Origin of the sequence: Synechococcus sp. CCY9201, assembly GCF_034931105.1 — a bacterium.
Lineage (GTDB): Bacteria > Cyanobacteriota > Cyanobacteriia > PCC-6307 > Cyanobiaceae > CBW1002.
This window is the reverse complement of record NZ_JAYGIC010000082.1, coordinates 128,664-148,997: the sequence shown is the minus strand read 5'-3', so window position 1 is coordinate 148,997 and position 20,334 is coordinate 128,664. Positions and strand designations below refer to the sequence as shown.

The window sequence follows — 20,334 nt, the reverse complement described above, 5'->3', positions numbered from 1 at the left end:
CCTTCTCCGTCCAGCCGCACCGCCAGAAGACGTTCAAGTTGTCGACGGATCCTTTCTTTGTCGAGAAGGTCAGAGACATCGTCGGCCTCTATCTGAATCCACCTGACAAGGCGATGGTGCTCTGCGTCGACGAGAAGACGCAGATCCAGGCTCTGGACAGGACGCAGCCGCTGCTGCCCATGGGCCTCGGTTACGTCGAGGGCGTCACCCATGACTACATCCGCCACGGCACCACCACCCTGTTCGCCGCCTTGGACGTGGCCACCGGTGAGGTGATCAGCCAGTGCACGCCCCGGCACCGGCATCAGGAGTTCCTGGGCTTCCTGCGGCAGATCGAGACGTCCGTCCCCGAGGACCTTGATGTCCACCTGATCGTGGACAACTACTGCACGCATAAGCACGCCAAGGTGAGGGCCTGGCTGGCACAACGGCCCCGCTTCCACGTTCACTACACACCCACCTACGCCTCCTGGCTGAACCAGGTGGAGCGCTGGTTCGGGATCATCACCCAGCGGGCGATCCGGCGCGGCAGCTTCTCCAGCGTCAAGGAGCTGATCGCCAAGATCGAGCAGTTCGTGGCGGCCTACAACAAGACCAAGGCGCCGTTCAACTGGACCGCGACGGCGGACTCAATACTTGAAAAGCTCCAGCGACTTTGCTCACAAATCTCCGGGACGGCACACTAGGTAGCGGGCACCCAGTTTTCCACGTGCAGATCAGTCACCTGGGCAAACTCTCGCAGGTTGTTGGTGATCAATGTGGCTTGCTGGCTGAGAGCATGGGCGGCGATCATCGTGTCGAGCGAGCCGACCGGAGTGCCACGGCGTTCCAGACTCGCCCGTAGGTGGATCGCTACCCGGGTCTGCTCGTCCGGCTGCTCGCGGCTGAGCACCCATCCCGGCTCAAACGCCTCCAGCCCGGCCTCCAGCAGTTGCCAGGGATCGTCGATCGGTAGCAGCAGCACCCCAGTGCCGAAACGCTTCACCGCCACCTCTCTGCCACTGAAGCGGTAGTCCTTGGGTAGGCGCACCGCCTGGCTGCGGCCCGACTTCAACAGCTTGGCCGAGCCCGATGATCCTGCGCACGATTGCTGGCAGCCTCAACAACGGCGATCAGCCCAGCAGCTGTCGGGCAAGAGCCAGAACGACGGGATCCGGCCGGCACAGCAGCCACAGCGGTCCAGCGGAGGTGAGCGTCAACTGCATCGGGGCGGCTGAACAGTGGGCGGAGTCAAGCTCGTCCTGGCGCAGCACCAGGCCATCGAGCAGTTCCTCCTCCAGCAGTTGCTGCCGATGGGGCAGGCTGCGCATCGGCAGACGGATCCACTGCACCACCGCCCGGGGCGGAAGCAGCGGCAGCAGCGGCTCCAGTTCAGCCGCACCACCGAGCCGCAGCACCCCGCTGCTCAGTCGGTGGTGGTTCACCCCTCGGCGCAGCAGGCGTAGCCAGGGCGCATCGCCGTAGCGGCGGCCAGGGGGAAGGCAGCGGTCGGCCTGCAGGCCCAGGTCGTTGGCCACCCGTCGGTACCTCCGGCTTGCCGTCGGCTGCGACACCTGCAGCAGCTCGGCTGCCGCCTGGGTGCTGCCGGTGAGCTCCAGCATGTCCACCAGCACCAGATCCCGCAGCATCTCCGGAATCCGGTAGGTGTCGGCAGTGGGATGGCGGGGCATGCGGCGGCGATGCGGTGGCCCTGCCAGTGTTCGGCGGCCTGGTCCGCGTCGGCGCCTGGATCCTGCGAACGACAGGCAGTTTCCACCGTTGATCCAGAAGCCTGCTTCGCGACCGGCTCATCGTGCTTCGCAGGAGGGGATGGCAACAGTGATGCAACCCATGCACGATGGAGCGATGAGCACCAGCCCCCTGCGCTGCCACCTGCTGATCGGTCCCCCCGGCAGTGGCAAGACCACCCTGGCCCATGCGTTGGCGCCGCTGCTGTCAGGTGCCGGTGGCGAGCCGGGGCTGGTGCTCTCCACCGATGCGATCCGCGCCGAGCTGTTCGGCGATGCGGCCGTGCAAGGCCCCTGGGATGAGATCCGCGCCCTGCTGCTGCAGCGGTTGCATGGCGCCGTGGAGGCGGGCACACCGGTGATCATCGATGCCACCCACGCCCGCCGGCCCTGGCGGCTGCTCTACACCCAGGGGCTGCAGCTGCCCCGTCCGGTGGAGTGGATCGGCTGGTGGCTCACCACGCCGCTGGAGCAGTGCAAGGCCTGGGCCCTGCGGCGCGACCGTCCCGTGCCCGAGGCGGTGATCGAGGAGTTCCACGCCAGCCTCAACCACAAGACATTCAAACCCGATCGCTCGGAGGGTTTTGCGGTGATCGTCGCCCTCAACCCGGCAGCGGGCGAGGGGGATACCGCGGATCTCAGCAGGCGCCTGGCGGCCCTCGATGGCCGCATCCGCAATTCCCTCAACCGCCAACGCAGCAAGGACTCCCAGTGCCATCGCTATTCGCGACTGCTGGATCTGGAGCGGCTGCTGTTCCTGATCCGCCTGCTCACCAGCTTCAACGGCCTCGACGAGAACGACCCGGGCACGGCCTCGGCACTGCTGCAGATCTGCAACCCCCCGCCCCAGGGGGATCTGGCCGAACGGGCCGCCGCCTACCTGGCCAGCTGGAAGGAGGTCCATGGCGGCAACAGCGACGGCTATGGCGATGCGGCCGCCATCCGCGGTGACCTGGCCTGGCTGGAGTCCAACGGCTTCTTCCGCCTCGATTGGCAGGGCGATCCACCGATCCTGCTGGCGCCGGCCGCAGACCTGGCAGGCAGCAGCGTGCATGGCGGCAGTCCAGCCCTGGCTGATGCGGCCACCTTCCGGCGGGTCTTCACTCTCTTGCGCCACATCCTCAAGGAACCCTTCGACGCGCCCGATCCCAGCGATTCCGCCCCTGGCCAGAATTCCGCCCCTGGCCAGAATTCCACCCCTGCCAAGGAGTCCGCTGTGCCACCGCGCCGCAAGCGCGCCAGGCGGTCCAGCAGCGAGTACGGCCCCCTCTACCGCCATCTGCTCGGCCGCATGGGGGAGATCGAGGGCGCCTATGCCGCCGACGATGAGGCAGTGCTCCGCTACGACCTCGAGCACGCCCTGCGGCCCTACGGCTTTCTGCCCCGGGTGAAGGGCAGGCCCCACAGCCTGCGGCAGGGGTATGCGATCGGCAGTGCCCTGCTCTCAGCCGATCAGCTGCTGGAGGTCCATGCGCTGCTCAAGGCTTCGCTCGATCGCCTCAGCGATCAGTCGCAGAAACCGTTGCTGCTCACCCTGGAAGATCGCCTCAGGCGCGCCGGCCTGCTGGATGCAGCCGGCGTGGCGCCTGGCTACCGCCATCCCAAGCGCACCCTGGCCAACCGCTCCTTCACGGAAGAGAGGCAAGGCTCCCTGGCCGATCCCCAGCTCACTCCGCGGCTGGAACGGGCGATCCGTGACCGCCGCCGTGTCTGGCTGCGTCACCGGCCCGATCTGGTTGATCAGGCCCGCAAACAGCGGGGGGATGACGGCCGTTTCCGCGCCTGGCCGCTGCAGCTGCTGTTCCACAACATCAGCTGGTATCTGGCCTTCGAGACCTTTCATTTCGGCCGCAGCGACGGTCTTGGGCTGATCCGCATCCTGCGCCTTGATCGCCTGGTGCTGCTCAACGAAGACGGCAACACCCGCCGCAGCAACGAGGCCGAGCACAACCAGGCGATGGAACGCCTGCAGCGCCTGCTGCATGTCTGTGGTGGGCTGTATTTCGGGGAATCCATCGAGGAGCAGCTGGCGGTGATGCTGCAGCAGACACGACGATCCGAACCAGGCCACCGGCCGGAAGGCGCTGATCCCTACAGCCTGCTGCGTTTCTCCTGCAGCGCCGCGGTGTTCCGGCTGATCCGCGAGGAGCCGCGCCGCTTCCCGCCGGAGCACACCGCCTATTCCCGCCCCATCAGCGGTGAGGCCGACTGGGAGCCGGGGCCGCGTGACAGCTTGGATCCCAATCCCGCCGGTGACAGCCACCCCTACCCGGTGGAGATCCGCCTGCCGCGATGGACCCTGCAGCACGACTGGGACCTGCGCACCTGGCTGTTCCGCTGGGGCGCCGGCATCCGCATCGAGCAGCCCATCGAGTTGCGGGAGCTGCAGCTGCAGCAGGCCCAGGCGGTGGTGGATCTCTACGGGGGGGCAACTGAATCAGGCCCAGGCCCCGGCTGACCATCCCAGGCGTTGACGGGAGACAGGGCTCAGCACCCCGAAAGCGCCGCCTCCAGCCCATCGATCACCGCCAGCAGAAAGGGCAGATCCAGGCTGTCGATCGTGTCGCTGGAGCGGTGGTAATTCGGGTTGCGCAGGAAGGAGGTGTCGGTCACCATCACGGCGTTGTAGCCCGCATCCCAGAAGGGGCTGTGGTCGCTCAGGCGCACATCCGGCAGCAGCCGTCCCTTGAACGGCACCGGCAGCACCTTCGTCGTCACGTGGGCACCCATGCCGCGGCTGAGGCCAGGCAGCAAGGCCGCCGCGCCGGTGTTGGCCACCAGTGCAATGAAGTCACCGCGGCTGCCGTACACAGCCCGCATCGCCTTCAGGGGGTAGTTCTGCTGCTTCGCCGTGTAACCCAGCATCTCCAGGCTCAGCATCAGGTGCAGAGGCTGAGCGCTGTCCCTCAGCTGCCGAGCCAGGGCACGGCTGCCGAGCATGCCCCACTCTTCCTGGTCAAAGGCCACCAGCCACACCGGCCGCCGCGGTGGCGTCAGCGCCCAGCGGCGGCCCAGTTCCAGCAGGGCCGCCACGCCGGTGGCGTTGTCGTCGGCACCGGGGGAGCCCAGCGGCCCGTCGTAATGGGCTGCCACCAGCAGCGGCGGCAGCTCATGGCGCCGTCCGGGCAACCGCAGGATCAGGTTCACACCGGCATCCGCCCCCTCCCCGAAGCGGTGCTGCTCCACCGGACCGAAGGCCTGCAGCCTCTCCAGCACAACGCTGCGCACCGCCATCAGCCCCAGCGCATCCCAGCGGGCATGGCGCGGGCGGGCGAGCAGCTGCAGATCGGCCAGCACCCGCTGAGACGCTGACTCAGCAGCCGAAGATCCGGAATCGACTGGGGTGGTGGCTGACATCACAGGACAGGCTCTCTGCCCAAGGAGTCTTCCTCGATCCGCTCTGCCCGGCAGGCGTGCAGGCACGAACGACGGATTGCCCGCTCGTCATTCGCATGACACGCGCACAAGTTTTCCATTCAGCCCGGAAGCTGGTGTCATCACGTCGATCCACCAGCCATGACCACCACCCTGCTCGATCAGATCCTGGCGATCGCCAGCCCCTTCGATGACGCCTTCGATGCGGAGCTGCTGCCCTGCGGTCCCACCATCGAGCCCCTGCCGATCTGGACCCACTGCGGCCGGCGCATTGATCTGGAGGCCCGCTGCATCGGCTGGCGGCCCCTCGGCCTGCGCCGCGCCATCAGCGATGCCGAGGCCGTCTGGAACGGCACGGATGACGCCGCCTGGGAGCTGGAGGCCTGCCCGGCCTGAGGGCCCGTGCTTCGCGGGAGGTGCGGCGATCCCCGGGCGCACCCCCGACAGGCTCTGATTCACAGCGTTCTTCCAGCCATGCTCTTCTCCAGTCCCGAGGCCCGCAGCCTCCTGGCCAACCGTCACCGCCGTACCCCCTGCGTGCTGCTGCTCGACACCTCCTGGTCGATGGAGGGCGAGAAGATCAGCCGGTTGAACGCCGGCTTCCGCGCTTTCCGCGACGACATCCTGCGCAACCCCATGGCCGCCCAGAGCGTTGAGCTCTGCGTGATCAGCTTCGGGCCGGTGACAGTGCAGAGCGAGTTCGCCCTGCTGCGCGAGATGGCCCCACTGCAGCTGGAGGCCGATGGCATCACCCCCCTCAAGCACGCTCTCGAGCTGGCGATGCTCAAGGTCACCGAGCGCAAGCAGACCTACCGCGAGCACGGCATCAGCTCCTACCGACCCTGGATCTTCCTGCTCACCGATGGAGAACCCACCGACGATGAAGGGGTGTACTCCAACAGCTACAGGACGCTGCTGCAGCCCCTGCAGCTGGCGGCGACGGAGAAGAAGTTCACGCTGTTCACCATCGGCATCGACGTCTCCGAGCAGGGCCGGGAGGTGCTCAGCGAGCTCAGCCGGCCGTTCGGCGGCCGCTGTCTCGACCTGGCCAACCTGAAGTTCGAGGAGATGTTCCTGTGGCTCTCGGGCAGCCTCAGCCGCGTCTCCCAGTCGGCACCGGGTGAGGCGGTGCAGCTGGTGGATCCCCGCAGTGGCGACGACCTCTACGACGGCTGGGTGTTGTGACCCGGCTGCCCCGCTGCGTGGGGGCCACGATCCGGGGCGAGCGACACGTCGCCCGGGGCGAACCCTGCTGCGATGCCCTCTGGATCCCGCCCCGCCGCTCAGACCTGGCGGGGTTCGTGATCTGCGACGGTGCCGGTGGTTCCGCAGCCGTGGCCCGGGCAGCCGCGGCTGGGGCGCGAGCGGGCGGGGCTGCCCTGCGGCTGCTCCACCATGCCCTGCGCCGTGAGCTGGCCAACGGTGGACCGGCAGTGCTGGCGCCAGCGCTTGTGGCACCTGGACTCAAAGCACGCTTTCTGGCTGCCTTCCGCCATCGCAGCAGCGCCGGCCATCGCCCCGGCGGGCCAAGGGCCGATCACACCCTTCTGGGTTGCCTGTGGGACCGTCAGCTGTTGCTGCTGGCGCGGGTGGGCGATTCCAGCCTGCTGCTGCGCCGCCAGGGCCGCTGGCAGTTGCCGCTGCCGCCCGCCAAGGGTGCCTACGCCAACGAGACCTGCTTCCTGCGGCCCAGCACCGGTCCGGCGGATCTTGATCTGTGGTGCACGTCGGCGCCGGCGGTGGAAGCGGTGATCGGCTTCTCCGATGGCCTGGAAGCGGCCTTCCTGGCCCCCGCTGCGGGCGAGCCGGAACGGCTGCATCCCAATCACCAGCTGGCCGACCTGGTGCTGCGGGAGCACCAGCGCCGCCAGGGCTGGCGTGGCTACCGGCGCTGGCTGACCCGATCGCTGGCAGATCCCGCCATCCAGGCGTTGAGCGACGACGACCGCACGTTGGTGATGGCCGCCCGCTGATCAGCGCTGACTCCACGATGCAGCACATCTTTCTCAGCGATGGCGGCCACGCCGTGGCACTCCCCGCCGGCCGCAGCGGCCGCATCGGCGCCGGCGGTCAGGGCCAGGTGTTCCGTGCCGCCCTGGCTGGCCGCACCGTGGCGGTGAAACTGCTGCGCCAACCCGATGAGGAGCGGCTGCGGGCGCTGCAGCTGCTGGAGCCCCGCTGTGCTGGCTTCGCGGCCCTGCCTCAGCAGCTGCTCTACAGAACGCTGCCCACGGGTTGCGGTCCGCTGGCGGGTTACGCGATGCGCCTGATCGAGCCCGCCACCAGCGTGTCGGCGGTGCGGCTGTTCAACTTCGAGGAGATCAGCCGGCTGCGGCGCTTCAGCTGGCACGACGCCGTGCTGGCCGCCCTGCGCCTGGCTGAGGCGGTGGCGGAGCTGCACCGCCATGGGGTTGTGATCGGCGATCTCAATCCCGAGAACGTGGTCTTCGAACAGGGGCAGAGCGCGGCCGAGCCGGCGATCCTCCGGGCGGTGCTGCTCGACAGCGACAGCTTCCAGATCGAGGCGGCCGGCGGCCGGCGCCATCCCTGCCCGGTCAGCCGCGCCCCCTACACCGCCCCCGAGCTGATCGGCTGCGACTTCAACCGCACCTGGCGCCAGCCGGCCAGCGACGCCTTCTCCCTGGCGGTGCTGATTCACCAGCTGCTGCTGCACGACCACCCCTACGACAACGCCATCCACAGCAAGGAGCCTGATCTGGCGGTGACGGCCCGGATCCGGCGCGGCCTCTATCCCCATGCCGCAGTCGTCCCCGATGGGTTGCAAGCCAGCCCATTCCGGCCGGCGCCACGGCAGGTGTCGCTGGAACTGGATCAGGCATTCCGCCGCAGCTTCTCTCCATTTCCTGGGCTCAGGCCCACGGCCTCGGAATGGGTGCTGCTGCTGCGCCAGCTCCACGGCGAGGTGGTGCCCTGCCATCGCAATCCCCGTCACCACCATCCCCGCGGCCAGGCTTGCCTGTGGTGCGCCGTGGAACAGCGGCTCGGCCAGCCGTTCTGCCGCTACTCGCCGGCGACACGCCGGACGCGGATCACGGAGCGTCCGCAGACGCCACCGCTTGATCCCTCCTCACCAGCCGCCGCCCTATGTGAGCAGCTGGAGGAGCAGCTGGCGCAGGCCCGCGACCTGCTGGGCCGCCGCGACGTCCTGGCCGAGCGATTGCTGCAGCTGGAGCCGGAGCTGCTGACACTGCAGCAGAGCCATGGCCGTGCTCAGGACTGGCTGGATGCCGCCGCCCTGCAGCGGCGCCTCGGATCCCTGCGGCACCGGCTCGGTCGCTGGCTGGGCCGCCGTGAGCGCGTCGAGCAGCGCGAAGCACTGGTGGCGGCATTGACGGCCCTGGCCCAGACCGCGGCAGGCGAGGTCAGCCAGGGGGCAGCGCGGCTGCAGCATCTGCGGCTGGCGTTGCTCGAGCAGCTGGCCGGCATGGACGTCACCGCCGTGGCTGACGCGACGGCCAGTCAGCAGGATCCCGCTGAGGTCGTTGCGCTGGCATCGCAGCGCGCTGAGGAGCAGCAGCGGCAGCAATGGCTGCTGGAGCACCTTGCCGATCACACGATCCGCAGCTGGCGGGTGGAGGGGTTCGGGGAGGGGCGGCTGGCGCTGCTGGAGCAGCACGGGCTGGTGCGCGGCGACCAGCTCTACCGCCAGATCGAGCGCATCACCGCCCTGCCTGGCATCGGCCGAGGGCTGCAGAACAACCTGCGCCGGCAGCTGAACGCCGTGGTGCGCCAGCTGGATCAGGAGCAACAGGGGCCGCAAGCGGCGCCGGCCATCCGGTTGGAGGATCTGCAACCGCTGGTGCAGGCAGTCGAGCTGCCGATGGCCGAGCGGCTGCAGCAGCTGGAGGCGCTGATGGAGCGCTGGCAGGCCCTGCGGGATGGCAGCGATCGCCTGCGGGGCCGGATGGAGGCACGCCGCCGCGAACGGGACGAGCAGCTGCAGCGGCTGGAAACCCTGTTCTGAATCGTGATGAATCCAGTGGTGACAGCGGTTCTGGCTGTGGTTCGTAGGAGAGCGGCTGCTTTCAGGCGCCATCGCCGCGAAGCTGATGACATCGAGAAGGAGGTGCCATGACCCAGCCCACAGACGCCACTCCCAGTCCCCAGGCGAATGAGCCGCGCCGCCCCCGCGGCCGCTACCGCTTCCAGGGCGGCCGGCCCCTCGACCCTGATGCCGGCGTCCATCCCGAGATGGTCGCCGACCAGTCGGCTGAGCGGGTGGCTGCCGAGATCCCCAACAGCCCCCAGGAACTGATCGCCATGCAGCAGAACAAGCCCGAGCGCCCCGAAAAGCCTGAGCGCCAGCAGAGCGCCAAGGTGAAGGAGGTGCTGGATCTGATCGAGAAGCTCGACACCGATGCCGCCGAAGACCAGCAGATCGCCCTGGCCATCGTGCGACACCTGGAGAGCTTCCACGACGATGTGGTGAAGGAGATGCAGGACGACGCCGACGCCAAGCACTCCCAGATCGTCGCCTGGTCGATCGATGCCGACCGGCTGATGCGCAGCCGGCTGCTGCTCGAATCCATCGACCTGGATTGAACGTCGCAGCGATCGCCAGATCGCTGCCTGGAGCCTCGACCCTCACCGCCACGTTCTTCATGTCCGACCGCCTGATCACCCCCACCCAGCTGGCCCTGTTCAGCCGCAGCCCGGTGATCGGCGCCTGGTGGGAGGAGCTGCACCAGATCGATCAGCAGCGGGCCCCACGGCCTGAGGCCAGTTCGCTGGATCAGTTGCTGTTCGCTTCCGGCCTGGAGCATGAACAGGTGCTGATCGCCAACCTCAAGGCCGCCGGCAAAACGGTGGCTGAACTGCCCGGCCGCCAGCTGGAGGACGACTATGCCGCCACCCTGGAGGCGATGCGCTCCGGCGCCGACTTCATCTGGCAGGCCTCGCTGCGCAACACAGAGATGCGCGGGTCCGCAGACCTGCTGGAACGGATCGAGCGGCCCTCAGCCCTGGGGAGCTGGAGCTATCTCCCGATCGAGTGCAAGCTCTCCAGCCACACCAAGCCGATCTATCTGGTGCAGGCCTGCGCCTACTGCGAACTGTTGGAGCCGATCCTTGGTCACCGGCCCGAGCACTTCAAGCTCTATCTGGGTGGCGGCCGCTTCGAGGAAGGGGAGCAGGGCTATCCCACCGCCCGCTTCTGGAGCTGGTACGAGCAACTGCGACACCGCTACCGCGACTTCCGCGCCGCCTTTGATCCCAGCCGGGAGCCGGAGGATGCTCCAGGCGACCATGGCCTCTGGGAGCCGTTCATCCAGCAACGGCTGGAGGAGCAGCGCGATCTGATCCTGGTGGCAGGCATGCGCCGCAGCCAGCGCGACAAACTCCGCGCCGCTGGCGTCACCAGCATCGATGGGCTGGCCGCCGCGGCGGAGGATCAGCCGGTGGCCGGCCTGGATCCAGCCGTTCTGATGCGATTGCGGGATCAGGCCCGACTTCAGATCGCCAGCGAGCAGCGGCATGACGGGCGACCAGCCTTTGCGGTTCGGCCCATCGAGCAGCAGGGCCGCGGGCTGGCGATGCTGCCGGCGCCGAATGACGGCGATGTCTGGTTCGATATGGAGGGCTTCCCCGATCCGATCAGTGGCGAGAAGCTCGAATATCTCTTTGGCGCCTGCTACCAGGATGGGCAGGGCGCGTTGCGGTTCAAGGGCTGGTGGGCCCATAGCCCCGCCGAGGAGAAGCAGGCCTTTGATGGCTTCGTGGAGTGGGTGGAGGCGCGGCGCCTGAAGCATCCCAACCTGCACATCTACCACTACGCCAGCTACGAGAAGACGGCCCTCGGAAACCTGGCCTCACGCCATCAGATCCATCAGGCCCTGATCGATCAGTGGCTGCGCGATGAACTGCTGGTGGACCTCTACCCGATTGTGCGCAATGGCCTGCTGATCGGCGCTGACAGCTACTCGATCAAGAAGGTGGAGCGTCTCTACGGCGATCCTCGCGATGGTGAGGTGGACAACGCCGCCGATTCGGTGGTGCAGTACGCCGAATGGCGCAAATCCGGCCAGTCACCGCACCCAGGGGATGGTCCCGGCCAGAGCCCGCTTCTGAAGGCGCTGCAGGACTACAACGAAACGGACTGCCAGGTCACCGAAGGGCTGCATCGCTTCCTGCTGGGGCTACCGCAGATGGTGCAGATCCCTTTCCGGGCAAACCGCTGGGGTGGCGCAGCCGAGCACGACGCGGAAGACGGCGAGACCACGGCCTACGAGAAGGAGCTGGAGGTAGCGGCCCGCGAGCTGCTGGCCGAGCTGCCCGAGGCGATCACGGATGAGGACGCCACCGGTCCCCGCGGCCTCAGCTGGCGGCTGCAGCGCCTGCTCGCCCAGCTGATCGACTTCCACGAGCGCGAAGGCAAGGTGGAGTGGTGGGAGTTCTTCCACCGCCTGCAGATGACGCCGGAGGAGCGGGAGGACGACAGCGAGGTGATCGCCGGGGCCAGGCTGGAAAGCGTGGACGCACTGACGCGTCAGTCCAACGGCTACCGCTACCGCTTCGATGCCAACCAGCCCCTGAAGCTGTCCGCAGGAGGACTATCTCCGCGCTTCGCGCTGGTGCCTCTCCAATGCGCCGGTGATCGACTGGTACCGCTGGCCCCGTTGGAGCGAAGCGAGGGCAAGGCCCTGGATCTCGAGGGCTTTCTGGATGAGGAGCAGGCCGATCGGGTGACGATCAAGATCAGCCACAAGCTGTTGGCGCAGCTCAAGGAAGCCGGATTGCCTGGGGGCGATCTGCCGCGCCAGGCGGATCTGGTGCCCCTGCCCAAGCAGATCTACAAACGCATGCTGGCCCATCTGGTGCGGCTGGCCCAGGGCTGGGTATTCGAGGGCAAGCCTCTGCCGCAGGCGTTCGTGCACCTGGTGGGGCGCCGCTCGATCCCCCAGCTGGAAGGCCTGAACGCCCGCATACGCCAGGCCCCTGGTACGGAGGCCGCAGAGCTTACGGCGTTCCTGCAGGAGGCTGATGGCGTCGGCCTGTCGCTCCAGGGGCCGCCTGGCACCGGCAAAACCACCGTCACCGGTGCGGTGATCGCTGCCCTGGTGCAGGCCGGCCAGCGGGTGGCGGTGACCTCCACCACCAACGAGGCGATCAACAACGTGCTCAGCAAGGTGCAGACCTGTCTCGATGCCTGCGGTAGCGATGCCCTGGTGGTGAAGGCCTCCAGCAGCACCAGCCACCACAGCGATCAGAAGGCATTGACTGGGACGCGTGCCCAGGCCCTCAGAGAAGCGGACCTGCCAGCTGACCCCGCCGTGCTCGGCGGCACGGTCTTCACCCTGGTGAAGGAGTCCTACGACGGGGCGCCCTTCGATCTGCTGGTGATCGATGAGGCCGGCCAAGTGTCGCTCAGCAACCTGCTGTTCATGAGTCGGGTGGCGCGCAACATCCTTTTGGTGGGCGATCAGCAGCAGCTCTCCCAGCCCAACCGCGCCAAGCACCCAGGCGACAGCGGACTGTCCTGCCTTGATTACGTCATGCAGGACCACGCAGTGGTGCCGCTCGATCGCGGCGTGTTCCTGGCCACCAGCTGGCGCATGCCTCCTGACCTCACCGCGGTGGTGTCTGAGCTTTTCTACGACGGTCAGCTGCAGGCAGCCGCGGCGAACAGCGCCAACTGCGTAGAGTGGGAGTGCCCCGACCAGGGTCTGGTGTTCCAGCCGGTGCATCACAGCGGCAACAGCACCCTCAGCGAGGAGGAGGTGGAGCACATCGCCGCCCTGGTGGACCGGCTCCACGGGAAGCACTTCAGCAGGGCTCGCTTCCGCAACGGCGACTGGGTGGTGGAGCCAGGGGTGCTGAGCGCCAAAGACATCCTGATCACGGCGCCCTACAACATGCAGGTGAACCGTCTGCAGAAGCGGCTTGGCGACAAGGCCCGGGTGGGCACGGTGGACAAGTTCCAGGGCCAGGAGGCGCCGGTGGCGATCCATTCGCTCACCGCCAGCGACGGCGACAGCGCACCGCGTGGCCTTGATTTCCTGCTGGATCCCAACCGCCTGAATGTGGCGATCAGCCGCGCCCAGTGCCTCTCGATCGTGGTGGGTTCACCAGTGCTGGCGAGCGGGATCAGCGGCAGCATCCAGAGCGTGCAGCGCCTCAGCCGGCTGTGCCGGTTGATGGACGCGGGTGACTGCAACGCCTGCTGAGGATCGACCGATGAGCCAACGACTGGTTGAACTCAGGGCACTGCTGAATGAAGCCGCCCACGCCTATTACGTGCTCGACGCACCGCAGATGGAGGATGCGGTGTACGACCGCCTCTATCGCGAACTGCTGGAGCTGGAGGAGCAGTATCCGGAGCTGATCACCCCCGATAGTCCCAGTCAGCGGGTGGGTGGCACGCCCAGTGATGGCTTCTCATCGGTGGAGCACCGCATCGCCATGCTGAGCCTCGACAATGCCTTCAACGGCGAGGAGATCGAGCGCTGGCATCTGCGCCTGCTGCGGGAGCTGGAGCTCGATGAAGGCCACCACCTGCCAATGGTGTGCGAACTCAAGATCGACGGCAACGCCCTGGCGCTCACCTACGAGAACGGGCTTCTGGTACGTGCGGCCACCCGGGGTGATGGAACCCGCGGCGAGGAGATCACCGCCAACGTGCGCACGATTCAGGCGGTGCCACTGCGGCTGCAGCTGGAGGATCCACCCGCCTGGGTGGAGGTGCGCGGGGAAGCCTTCATCCCTGGTGACACCTTCGCGAGGATCAACCAGGAGCGGCAGGCCAACGAGGAGCCGTTGTTCGCCAATCCCCGCAATGCCTGTGCCGGCACCCTGCGGCAACTGGACCCGAAGGTGGTGGCTGCCCGCCAGCTCGACTTCTTCGCCTACACCCTGCACCTGCCGGACGAGCTGACCAGCGCGCCCACCAGTCAGTGGGCCTCACTGGAGTGGCTGCAGCAGGCCGGCTTCCGGGTGAATCCCAACGCCAGGCTCTGCCCGGACCTCCCTGCGGTGCAGACCTTTGCGGCGGAGTGGGAGCACCAACGCCATGGCCTGCCCTATGCCACCGATGGGGTGGTGGTGAAGCTGGATGCTCTGGAGCTGCAGGACCAGGCTGGCTTCAATGCCAAGGCCCCGCGCTGGGCGATCGCCTACAAGTACGCCCCAGAGGAGGCCCCCAGCCAGTTGCTGCGGGTGTTGGCCCAGGTGGGGCGCACCGGTGTGGTGACACCCGTGGCGGAGTTCGAACCCGTGCCGCTGGCCGGCTCGACGATCAGCCGGGCGACGCTGCACAACGCCGACCGGATCGCCGAACTCGATCTGCGCGAGGGCGACACGATCGTGGTGCGCAAGGCCGGCGAGATCATTCCCGAGGTGGTGCGGGTGCTGAGCGAGCTCCGGCCCGCAGGAGCGCCAGCCGTGCAGCTTCCGGACCACTGCCCCGCCTGCGGTTCCGACCTGGTGCGGGCTCCCGGGGAAGCCGCCACCCGCTGCATCAACAACTCCTGCCCGGCCCAGCTCAAGGGGGCCATCCGCCAATGGGTGAGCCGCGCCGCCATGGATGTCGATGGCCTCGGAACCCGCACGATCGCCCTGCTGGTGGAGCGCGGACTGGTCACCAGGCTCAGCGACCTGTATCGGCTGGATGCGGCCACGCTGGCGTCGCTGGAGGGGATGGGCCAGCGGTCTGCTGCCAAGTTGGTGGGGGCCCTGGAGCAATCGCGGCAGCAGCCGTGGCAGCGTCTGCTGTTTGCGCTGGGCATCCGCAACATCGGCCCGGTGAATGCCAAGGCCCTTGCGGCGGCATTCCCATCGGCAGCGTCTCTGGCCCAGGCGTCCTTGCACGATCGTGAAACCTTGCTGGCCACCTAAGGCATCGGGGCCGAGATCGCCGAAGCCCTGGCCGAATGGTTCGCCAATGCCACCAACCAGGCGCTGCTGGAGGAGTTGCAGACCCTGGGCTTCTGCCTGACGGCTCCTGCGCCCAGCGCTGCGGTTCCGAACGGTGGCGAGGGCAATGGCGGGTTGCTGGCAGGAAAGACCTTCGTGCTCACGGGCATGCTCCCTACCCTCAAACGCAGCCAGGCCCAGGAGCGGATCGAGGCCGCCGGCGGCAAGGTGAGCGGTTCGGTGAGCAAGAAAACCAGCTATGTGCTTGCTGGCAGCGATGCCGGCAGCAAGCTCAGCAAGGCCGAACAGCTGGGGGTGCCTGTGCTCGATGAAGCGGGGTTGCTGGAGTTGCTGGGCTGTTCAGCTAACAAACCTGTAGATGACTTCCGTCAATCACTCTGATTTAACCGTACTGGAGCCATGCCGAAACCCATTGAGAACGCCTTGATCGAAGCGAGCAATCCAGAGACGAAACCCGAACGCCTGCAACAACTCAGCCAAAGGAAACATCGGCATGAGCGCTACCAACTGAGACAAGCCATTGCCAGTAACCCCAACTGCGACGAGGAGCTGCTGCTCGAACTGGCCGCAGAGCATCCCAGAAAAGTGGTCTACAATCCCCGATTTCAACTACTTCTGCTCAGCGACGAAGTCTTTTGGGAGGATTGCAGACTCAGCAGCCTACTGATGCTATTGGCAGAACTGGGCGCTCATGCACCTCGACAAATGCGCCGAGCCTTCTTTGACCTTCTAGGTCCTGAGCTGATTTCCACAGATCCGCTCTTCATGAATCAAGAGTGGCATATGGCATTTAGCAAAGAGATCACGATCAAGTGGACTCCCTCAGCATCCGATCGCTGTGGCGATAAAGATAGCGAAGAAGGAGATCAGGATGACGACGAGGTTGACGAGGACGATCGGACTCAGGACGCCTGGGAAGACGATCCAGATACTGTGGAATCACAACAGCAGGACTTCTCAGTCGAGTTCTCCTGCGTGGTCGAAGAGAACCTCTTTTTTCTGAATCCTCCGAACAGCCTGGACGACCCCATCAGCTGCCTTAAGGACCTGATCGCTGTCAACTCCAGTGAAGAGCTCCCGTTTGTCCTCGAGATGCATGGCTGGGAAGCAGAGTTCGACTCATGTCCAGGTGGGCAAGGCTATTGGCAGATTGAGAGTGTGACGCCGGAGCTGGACGACTGGGAAGTTGAAGCAGAGCTACTAGGAGACGGCTCTGGGACCGTTCACATCACAGACCCATCAGGCGAGACGCATGACTTTGAGATTGAAGCCCCAGATGAATATGGAGATGAATATCTGAATCCAACCTTGAATGACTCCCCAGATTTCATCGCAAGCATCTTTGATGGCACCAGTTATTCCCCAGCCGAGCTGCGTGATTTATTGCTGAAAGTGATCGCCGTCGAGAAATAGAGCGGCTCGTTAGATTTATGTTCCATCTAGTCTTGAGGCAACGTGTGCCTGAGGCTCTGAGCCCAGCGGCTATGAACAATCCAAACACACGCAACGCTTCTCCTCGCACGGACCATGAGCCCCACCAAACTCCGCAAACACACCCCTCGCCAGGAGGCCTCCGCCGCAGATACAACGGCTAAGCGGCTCAGGGAACTAGCAGCGGACCCCAAGCTGGCCCGCCTCGTGGCCGCCAACCCAAGCGCTCCGGCTGATCTGCTGCTGGAGCTCTCACGCACCGACGAGAAGGCGGTGCGTAAAGCCTGCACCAGCAATGCCAATACACCGGTGGAGGCGCTGCTGAAACTGGGTGCCCAGTTCCCCGAGCAGCTGATGGAGAACCCCGTGTTCGAGCTGCTGTTGCTGGAACACCCAGTGCTGTTTGAGGAGCTCCCCACCTCCACGCTGAACAGCATGCTGAAACGGGATCAGGTGCCAGCGGGATTGATCCGCTGGGCCTGGAAGCATCGCGGCGACAGCACTTTGCATTCGCTGCTGATGAATCCGAACACCCCAGCGGATGTGGTGGAGGAGTTATGCAAGACCAAAGATCAGGAGGTGCGAATGGCGGCCGAGCTGCACTGCTCCAGGGCGCTGCCCAGGTGGGCCAGCGTCATCGAGGGTCCAGCAGATCTGGAAAAGCAGCAGCGCCTTCATGCTCAGCTGGTTTTCGACTCGACTCGAAAGTGGGTTGACGTTGCTGATGCCTTGCTCGATCTTGGTGATCCTCAACTAAGGGAACGCTGCCTCCACCTGATTCCTGCAGTTCGCAGAGCAGACGTCGCTGGTAACAGCCAGACACCCGTCGAGCTGCTCACGTTGCTCGCCAAGGATAAAGACGAAAACGTCCGCCAGGCGGTGGCGTGGAACAGCCAGACACCCGCCGAGCTGCTCACGCTACTCGCCAAAGATAAAAACGAAGACGTCCGCAGTGCGGTGGCGCAGAACAGCCAGACACCCACCGAGCTGCTCACACTGCTTGCCAAGGATAAAAACGAAGACGTCCGCTGGGCGGTGGCGGGGAACCGCCAGACAGCCGCCGAGGTGCTCACGCTGCTCGCCAAGGATTACAAGGACGTCCGCCGAGCGGTGGCGCGGAACAGCCAGACACCCGCCGAGCTGCTCACATTGCTTGCCAAGGGTGAATACTTCCGCCAGGCGGTGGCGCAGAACAGCCAGGCACCCACCGAGCTGCTCACACTGCTTGCCAAGGACGAAGACGAAGACGTCCGCCGGGCGGTGGCGAAGAACAGCAATACTCCCAAGCCGGTCGTTGCAGAGCTGCGTGACACTTTCCTCGTGCAGATCTGCGCCGATGGTTGCAAGGGATCACAGCCCTCCCCTGGTCGGCGCTTTCTCTTTTCGTTGCCCCAGTGCCCACCAAGCCTGCTTGCCAAGAACTTCCGCAGCCGCAGCTGGCTGGAGCGCTTCGCGATCGCAGGCAATCCATCCACCCCTGAAGCGGTGCTGGAGCGCATGGCCAGGGACGGCAATCAGCTGGTGCGTCAGGCAGCAGCCGAGAATCTGCACCGGCGAGGGTCAGCCGCCGAACCTGTCCTGCCGCAGAAGGGGGGGCGGTCATGACCCTCAAGCCCTCCGAACTGTCCACTTATCTGCTGCAGCTGGTGGGCCAGAACCTTCCGATCAGCACCATGATCTGGGGTCCACCGGGGATCGGCAAATCCAGCATCGTGGCCCAGGTGGCTCAGCGGTCAACGCTGGGGTTCATCGATGTGCGCCTCAGCCAGCTGGCACCCACGGATCTGCGTGGTCTGCCCGTTGCCGTTCCTCCCCAGGAGGGCGAAGCCACCGGCACCTCCACCTGGTATCCGCCGGAGTTTTTGCCCCGCGATGGCCGGGGCATCCTGTTCCTCGATGAGCTCAACATGGCACCACCTGCCATGCAAGGCGTGGCGCAGCAGCTGATCCTCGATCGGCAGGTGGGCAGCTACTGCGTGCCCGACGGCTGGTTCATCTGGTCGGCCGGGAATCGCAAGGAGGACCGGGCGTCGGTGTTCGAGATGCCGGCACCCCTGGCCAATCGCTTTCTGCATCTCAGCGTTGGCGTCGATTTCGACAGCTTCAAGGCCTATGCCCTGGAGCGCCGCCTGCATGAACAGGTGCTGGCCTTCCTGGCCTTCCGCCCCACCCTGCTGCACAAGCTCAACCCCAAGGAGCCAGCCTGGCCGTCGCCGCGCAGCTGGGAGATGGCCAGCTGCCTGCATCAGGGTGGATTGGATGTGGATCCTGCCGTCGGTGAGGCGGCAGCTTCGGAATTCCGTGCGTACCTCAAGGTGTATGCAAAGCTGCCCGATCTCGATAAGGTTCTCGCCGGCAAGGGAGCACGCCTCAAGTTCCCCGAGGAACCATCGGGCCGCTGGGCCACCACGATCGGCCTGACCATGCGCGCCTCCACTGCCGAGCAAGGCATGGCGGCCTTCCAGTGGCTGGTGGCCAAGGCCACAGCCGAATGGGTGCAGCTGTTCGCCAGTGACCTGGTCGCTCAGATGCGCCGCACGAATCAGCTCGGTGAGCTGGCCAGGATGGTGGCGGATGAGCCTGCTCTGCAGGCCTTCCTGAAGGACTACCGCGAACTGCTCGACCGATGACTGCCGCTGCCGACCCGTTGTCCGGCACTGAGCTGGAGAGCCTGATCAGCGCCTCGCGGCTGCGGCTGCGCATGCACACCCCGTTCTTCGCGGCTCTGGCGATGTTCGCGGAGGTGCGCTTCAGCGAAGCAGTGGCTCTGGCGGCTACTGATGGCCGCACCCTGTTGTTCCATCCCCAGGCCTACGCAGCCCTACCTGTCAAGCAACGCGATGCGTTGTTTTTGCATGAGCTGCTGCATGCGGCCTTGTTGCACCCCGTGCGCCGCGGTGTGCGTGACCAGGAGCTGTTCAATATCGCTGCGGATCTGGTCGTCAATGGCATGATTGCGGCGGAGGGATCATTGCAGCTGCCTGATGGTGCCATTCGTGATGAACGTCTTGAGCACCACAGTGTGGAGGAGATCTATGAGCTGCTCCAGAAGCGCCAGAAGCGCAAACGGCCGCAGTTACCTCTGGCTGATCTGCTGGCAGCTCCTATTACTACATCCGAGACTGCTGGGGGAAGTCCAACACACCGTCGTCAGAGCGGCCGGAGCAGGTCAGCCCATACGAGGCAGGACGAATCAGCGGACCAGCACAAACAGGGACGTGACTCCGCAGTCGAACAGCAGCCAGAGATGGATCCGGCGGATCGGCAGGAGCTGGAGGCGCATTGGAAACAAGCGATCCAGCAAGCACAGGTGTTGCTGCGCAGCCAGGGCAAGGGAGATCTGCCGGCGGCCCTGCAGCGACATCTGGATGAAATCGTCGATCCGCAGTTGGACTGGCGCAGCCAGTTGTGGCGCTACCTGGTGCACACCCCCAACGACTATGCGGGTTTTGACCGACGCTTCATCCATCAGGGACTGTATCTCGACCACCTGGAAGGCGAAAGCGTCGAGGTGTTCTGCTGCATCGACACGAGCGGTTCAGTCGGTGAGAAGGAACTCAGCCTTTTTCTGGGTGAACTGAAGGGCATCCTTTCGGCCTATCCGATGCTTCGTTGTTGCCTCTGGTACGCGGATGCCAAATGCTATGGACCCTATGAACTGATACAGGAGAGTGAGCTACCGGCTCCGGAAGGCGGTGGTGGAACTGACTTCCGGCCGTTCTTCAAGCAAGTTCAGAAGACCTGGAGCCGTGAGAAACAGGCCGTCTGCGTGTACCTTACGGATGGCTTCGGTAATTTTCCCAGGCAAGAGCCTGAGCTGCCAACGCTTTGGGTGGTGGTGCCGGGAGGGCTGGAGAATGATGAGTTCCCCTGGGGAGAGGCTGTTCGAATTCACCAATAGTCCAGCAGGCAC

15 protein-coding genes and 1 pseudogene are annotated in these 20,334 nt (G+C 65.8%); 13 read left to right on the top strand and 3 right to left on the bottom strand.

The annotated features are described in order from the left end of the window. Positions 1 to 686: IS630 family transposase (locus VB716_RS08645; RefSeq protein WP_323270252.1), on the top strand; the 686-nt coding region annotated here is incomplete at its 5' end. Here the strand turns inward: VB716_RS08645 and VB716_RS08640 are convergent. Next, complete coding sequence (locus VB716_RS08640) at positions 683 to 1,030, bottom strand: PIN domain-containing protein (protein ID WP_323270251.1); 348 nt, start codon at positions 1,028 to 1,030, stop codon at positions 683 to 685. The two genes, VB716_RS08645 and VB716_RS08640, sit on opposite strands and share 4 nt — an antisense overlap. An 82-nt stretch (positions 1,031 to 1,112) precedes the next feature. After that, entirely contained in the window at positions 1,113 to 1,670 is a 558-nt protein-coding gene (locus VB716_RS08635) for a LysR family transcriptional regulator (RefSeq protein ID WP_323270250.1), read from the bottom strand. A 175-nt stretch (positions 1,671 to 1,845) separates the two neighbouring features. Here VB716_RS08635 and VB716_RS08630 point away from each other — a divergent pair, with 175 nt between their 5' ends. Further along, entirely contained in the window at positions 1,846 to 4,185 is a 2,340-nt protein-coding gene (locus tag VB716_RS08630) for an AAA family ATPase (protein ID WP_323270249.1), read from the top strand. Between the two features lie 29 nt (positions 4,186 to 4,214). Here VB716_RS08630 and VB716_RS08625 read toward each other — a convergent pair whose 3' ends face one another. Next, positions 4,215 to 5,084 carry a M28 family peptidase gene (locus VB716_RS08625; RefSeq protein WP_323270248.1) on the bottom strand — a complete coding sequence of 290 codons (870 nt, stop codon included), beginning with the start codon at positions 5,082 to 5,084 and terminating at the stop codon, positions 4,215 to 4,217. Between the two features lie 159 nt (positions 5,085 to 5,243). Between VB716_RS08625 and VB716_RS08620 the strand changes: the two genes are divergently transcribed. The 11 genes and pseudogenes from VB716_RS08620 (at position 5,244) to VB716_RS08560 (ending at position 20,322) form a co-directional block, all read left to right on the top strand. Further along, positions 5,244 to 5,498: a hypothetical protein gene (locus VB716_RS08620; protein ID WP_197170376.1), complete on the top strand. Its 255-nt coding sequence runs from the start codon at positions 5,244 to 5,246 to the stop codon at positions 5,496 to 5,498. 78 nt (positions 5,499 to 5,576) lie between these two features. Continuing rightward, a complete protein-coding gene (locus tag VB716_RS08615) occupies positions 5,577 to 6,287 on the top strand; it encodes a vWA domain-containing protein (RefSeq protein ID WP_323270247.1) in 711 nt (236 codons plus the stop codon). Continuing rightward, a complete protein-coding gene (locus VB716_RS08610; RefSeq protein WP_323270246.1) occupies positions 6,284 to 7,075 on the top strand; it encodes a protein phosphatase 2C domain-containing protein in 792 nt (263 codons plus the stop codon). The genes VB716_RS08615 and VB716_RS08610 overlap by 4 nt, the downstream gene beginning before the upstream one ends. Before the next feature lie 17 nt (positions 7,076 to 7,092). Beyond that, positions 7,093 to 9,087 (top strand): protein kinase domain-containing protein, encoded by a 1,995-nt coding sequence (locus tag VB716_RS08605; protein WP_323270245.1) that lies wholly within the window; start codon positions 7,093 to 7,095, stop codon positions 9,085 to 9,087. A gap of 107 nt (positions 9,088 to 9,194) precedes the next feature. After that, entirely contained in the window at positions 9,195 to 9,665 is a 471-nt protein-coding gene (locus VB716_RS08600) for a hypothetical protein (RefSeq protein ID WP_323270244.1), read from the top strand. A gap of 59 nt (positions 9,666 to 9,724) precedes the next feature. Further along, entirely contained in the window at positions 9,725 to 13,285 is a 3,561-nt protein-coding gene (locus VB716_RS08595; RefSeq protein ID WP_323270243.1) for a TM0106 family RecB-like putative nuclease, read from the top strand. A 10-nt stretch (positions 13,286 to 13,295) separates the two neighbouring features. Continuing rightward, positions 13,296 to 15,371: pseudogene (gene ligA, locus VB716_RS08590) on the top strand (NAD-dependent DNA ligase LigA). An 18-nt stretch (positions 15,372 to 15,389) separates the two neighbouring features. Continuing rightward, positions 15,390 to 16,403, top strand: coding sequence for a hypothetical protein (locus VB716_RS08575; protein WP_323270241.1), 1,014 nt, complete (start codon positions 15,390 to 15,392; stop codon positions 16,401 to 16,403). 483 nt (positions 16,404 to 16,886) lie between these two features. Next, positions 16,887 to 18,026: a HEAT repeat domain-containing protein gene (locus VB716_RS08570; RefSeq protein ID WP_323270239.1), complete on the top strand. Its 1,140-nt coding sequence runs from the start codon at positions 16,887 to 16,889 to the stop codon at positions 18,024 to 18,026. Beyond that, positions 18,023 to 19,051, top strand: coding sequence for a MoxR family ATPase (locus tag VB716_RS08565; protein WP_323270238.1), 1,029 nt, complete (start codon positions 18,023 to 18,025; stop codon positions 19,049 to 19,051). Before VB716_RS08570 ends, VB716_RS08565 begins: the two co-directional genes overlap by 4 nt. After that, a complete protein-coding gene (locus VB716_RS08560) occupies positions 19,048 to 20,322 on the top strand; it encodes a DUF2201 family putative metallopeptidase (RefSeq protein WP_323270237.1) in 1,275 nt (424 codons plus the stop codon). Before VB716_RS08565 ends, VB716_RS08560 begins: the two co-directional genes overlap by 4 nt. Positions 20,323 to 20,334: the final 12 nt, after the last annotated feature.

Coding starts and splice junctions, on each gene's coding strand:
- VB716_RS08635 (WP_323270250.1), bottom strand. CDS start 1,670: ATGCCCCGCCATCCCACTGCCGACACCTACCGGATTCCGGAGATGCTG.
- VB716_RS08630 (WP_323270249.1), top strand. CDS start 1,846: ATGAGCACCAGCCCCCTGCGCTGCCACCTGCTGATCGGTCCCCCCGGC.
- VB716_RS08625 (WP_323270248.1), bottom strand. CDS start 5,084: ATGTCAGCCACCACCCCAGTCGATTCCGGATCTTCGGCTGCTGAGTCA.
- VB716_RS08620 (WP_197170376.1), top strand. CDS start 5,244: ATGACCACCACCCTGCTCGATCAGATCCTGGCGATCGCCAGCCCCTTC.
- VB716_RS08615 (WP_323270247.1), top strand. CDS start 5,577: ATGCTCTTCTCCAGTCCCGAGGCCCGCAGCCTCCTGGCCAACCGTCAC.
- VB716_RS08605 (WP_323270245.1), top strand. CDS start 7,093: ATGCAGCACATCTTTCTCAGCGATGGCGGCCACGCCGTGGCACTCCCC.
- VB716_RS08600 (WP_323270244.1), top strand. CDS start 9,195: ATGACCCAGCCCACAGACGCCACTCCCAGTCCCCAGGCGAATGAGCCG.
- VB716_RS08595 (WP_323270243.1), top strand. CDS start 9,725: ATGTCCGACCGCCTGATCACCCCCACCCAGCTGGCCCTGTTCAGCCGC.
- VB716_RS08575 (WP_323270241.1), top strand. CDS start 15,390: ATGCCGAAACCCATTGAGAACGCCTTGATCGAAGCGAGCAATCCAGAG.
- VB716_RS08565 (WP_323270238.1), top strand. CDS start 18,023: ATGACCCTCAAGCCCTCCGAACTGTCCACTTATCTGCTGCAGCTGGTG.
- VB716_RS08560 (WP_323270237.1), top strand. CDS start 19,048: ATGACTGCCGCTGCCGACCCGTTGTCCGGCACTGAGCTGGAGAGCCTG.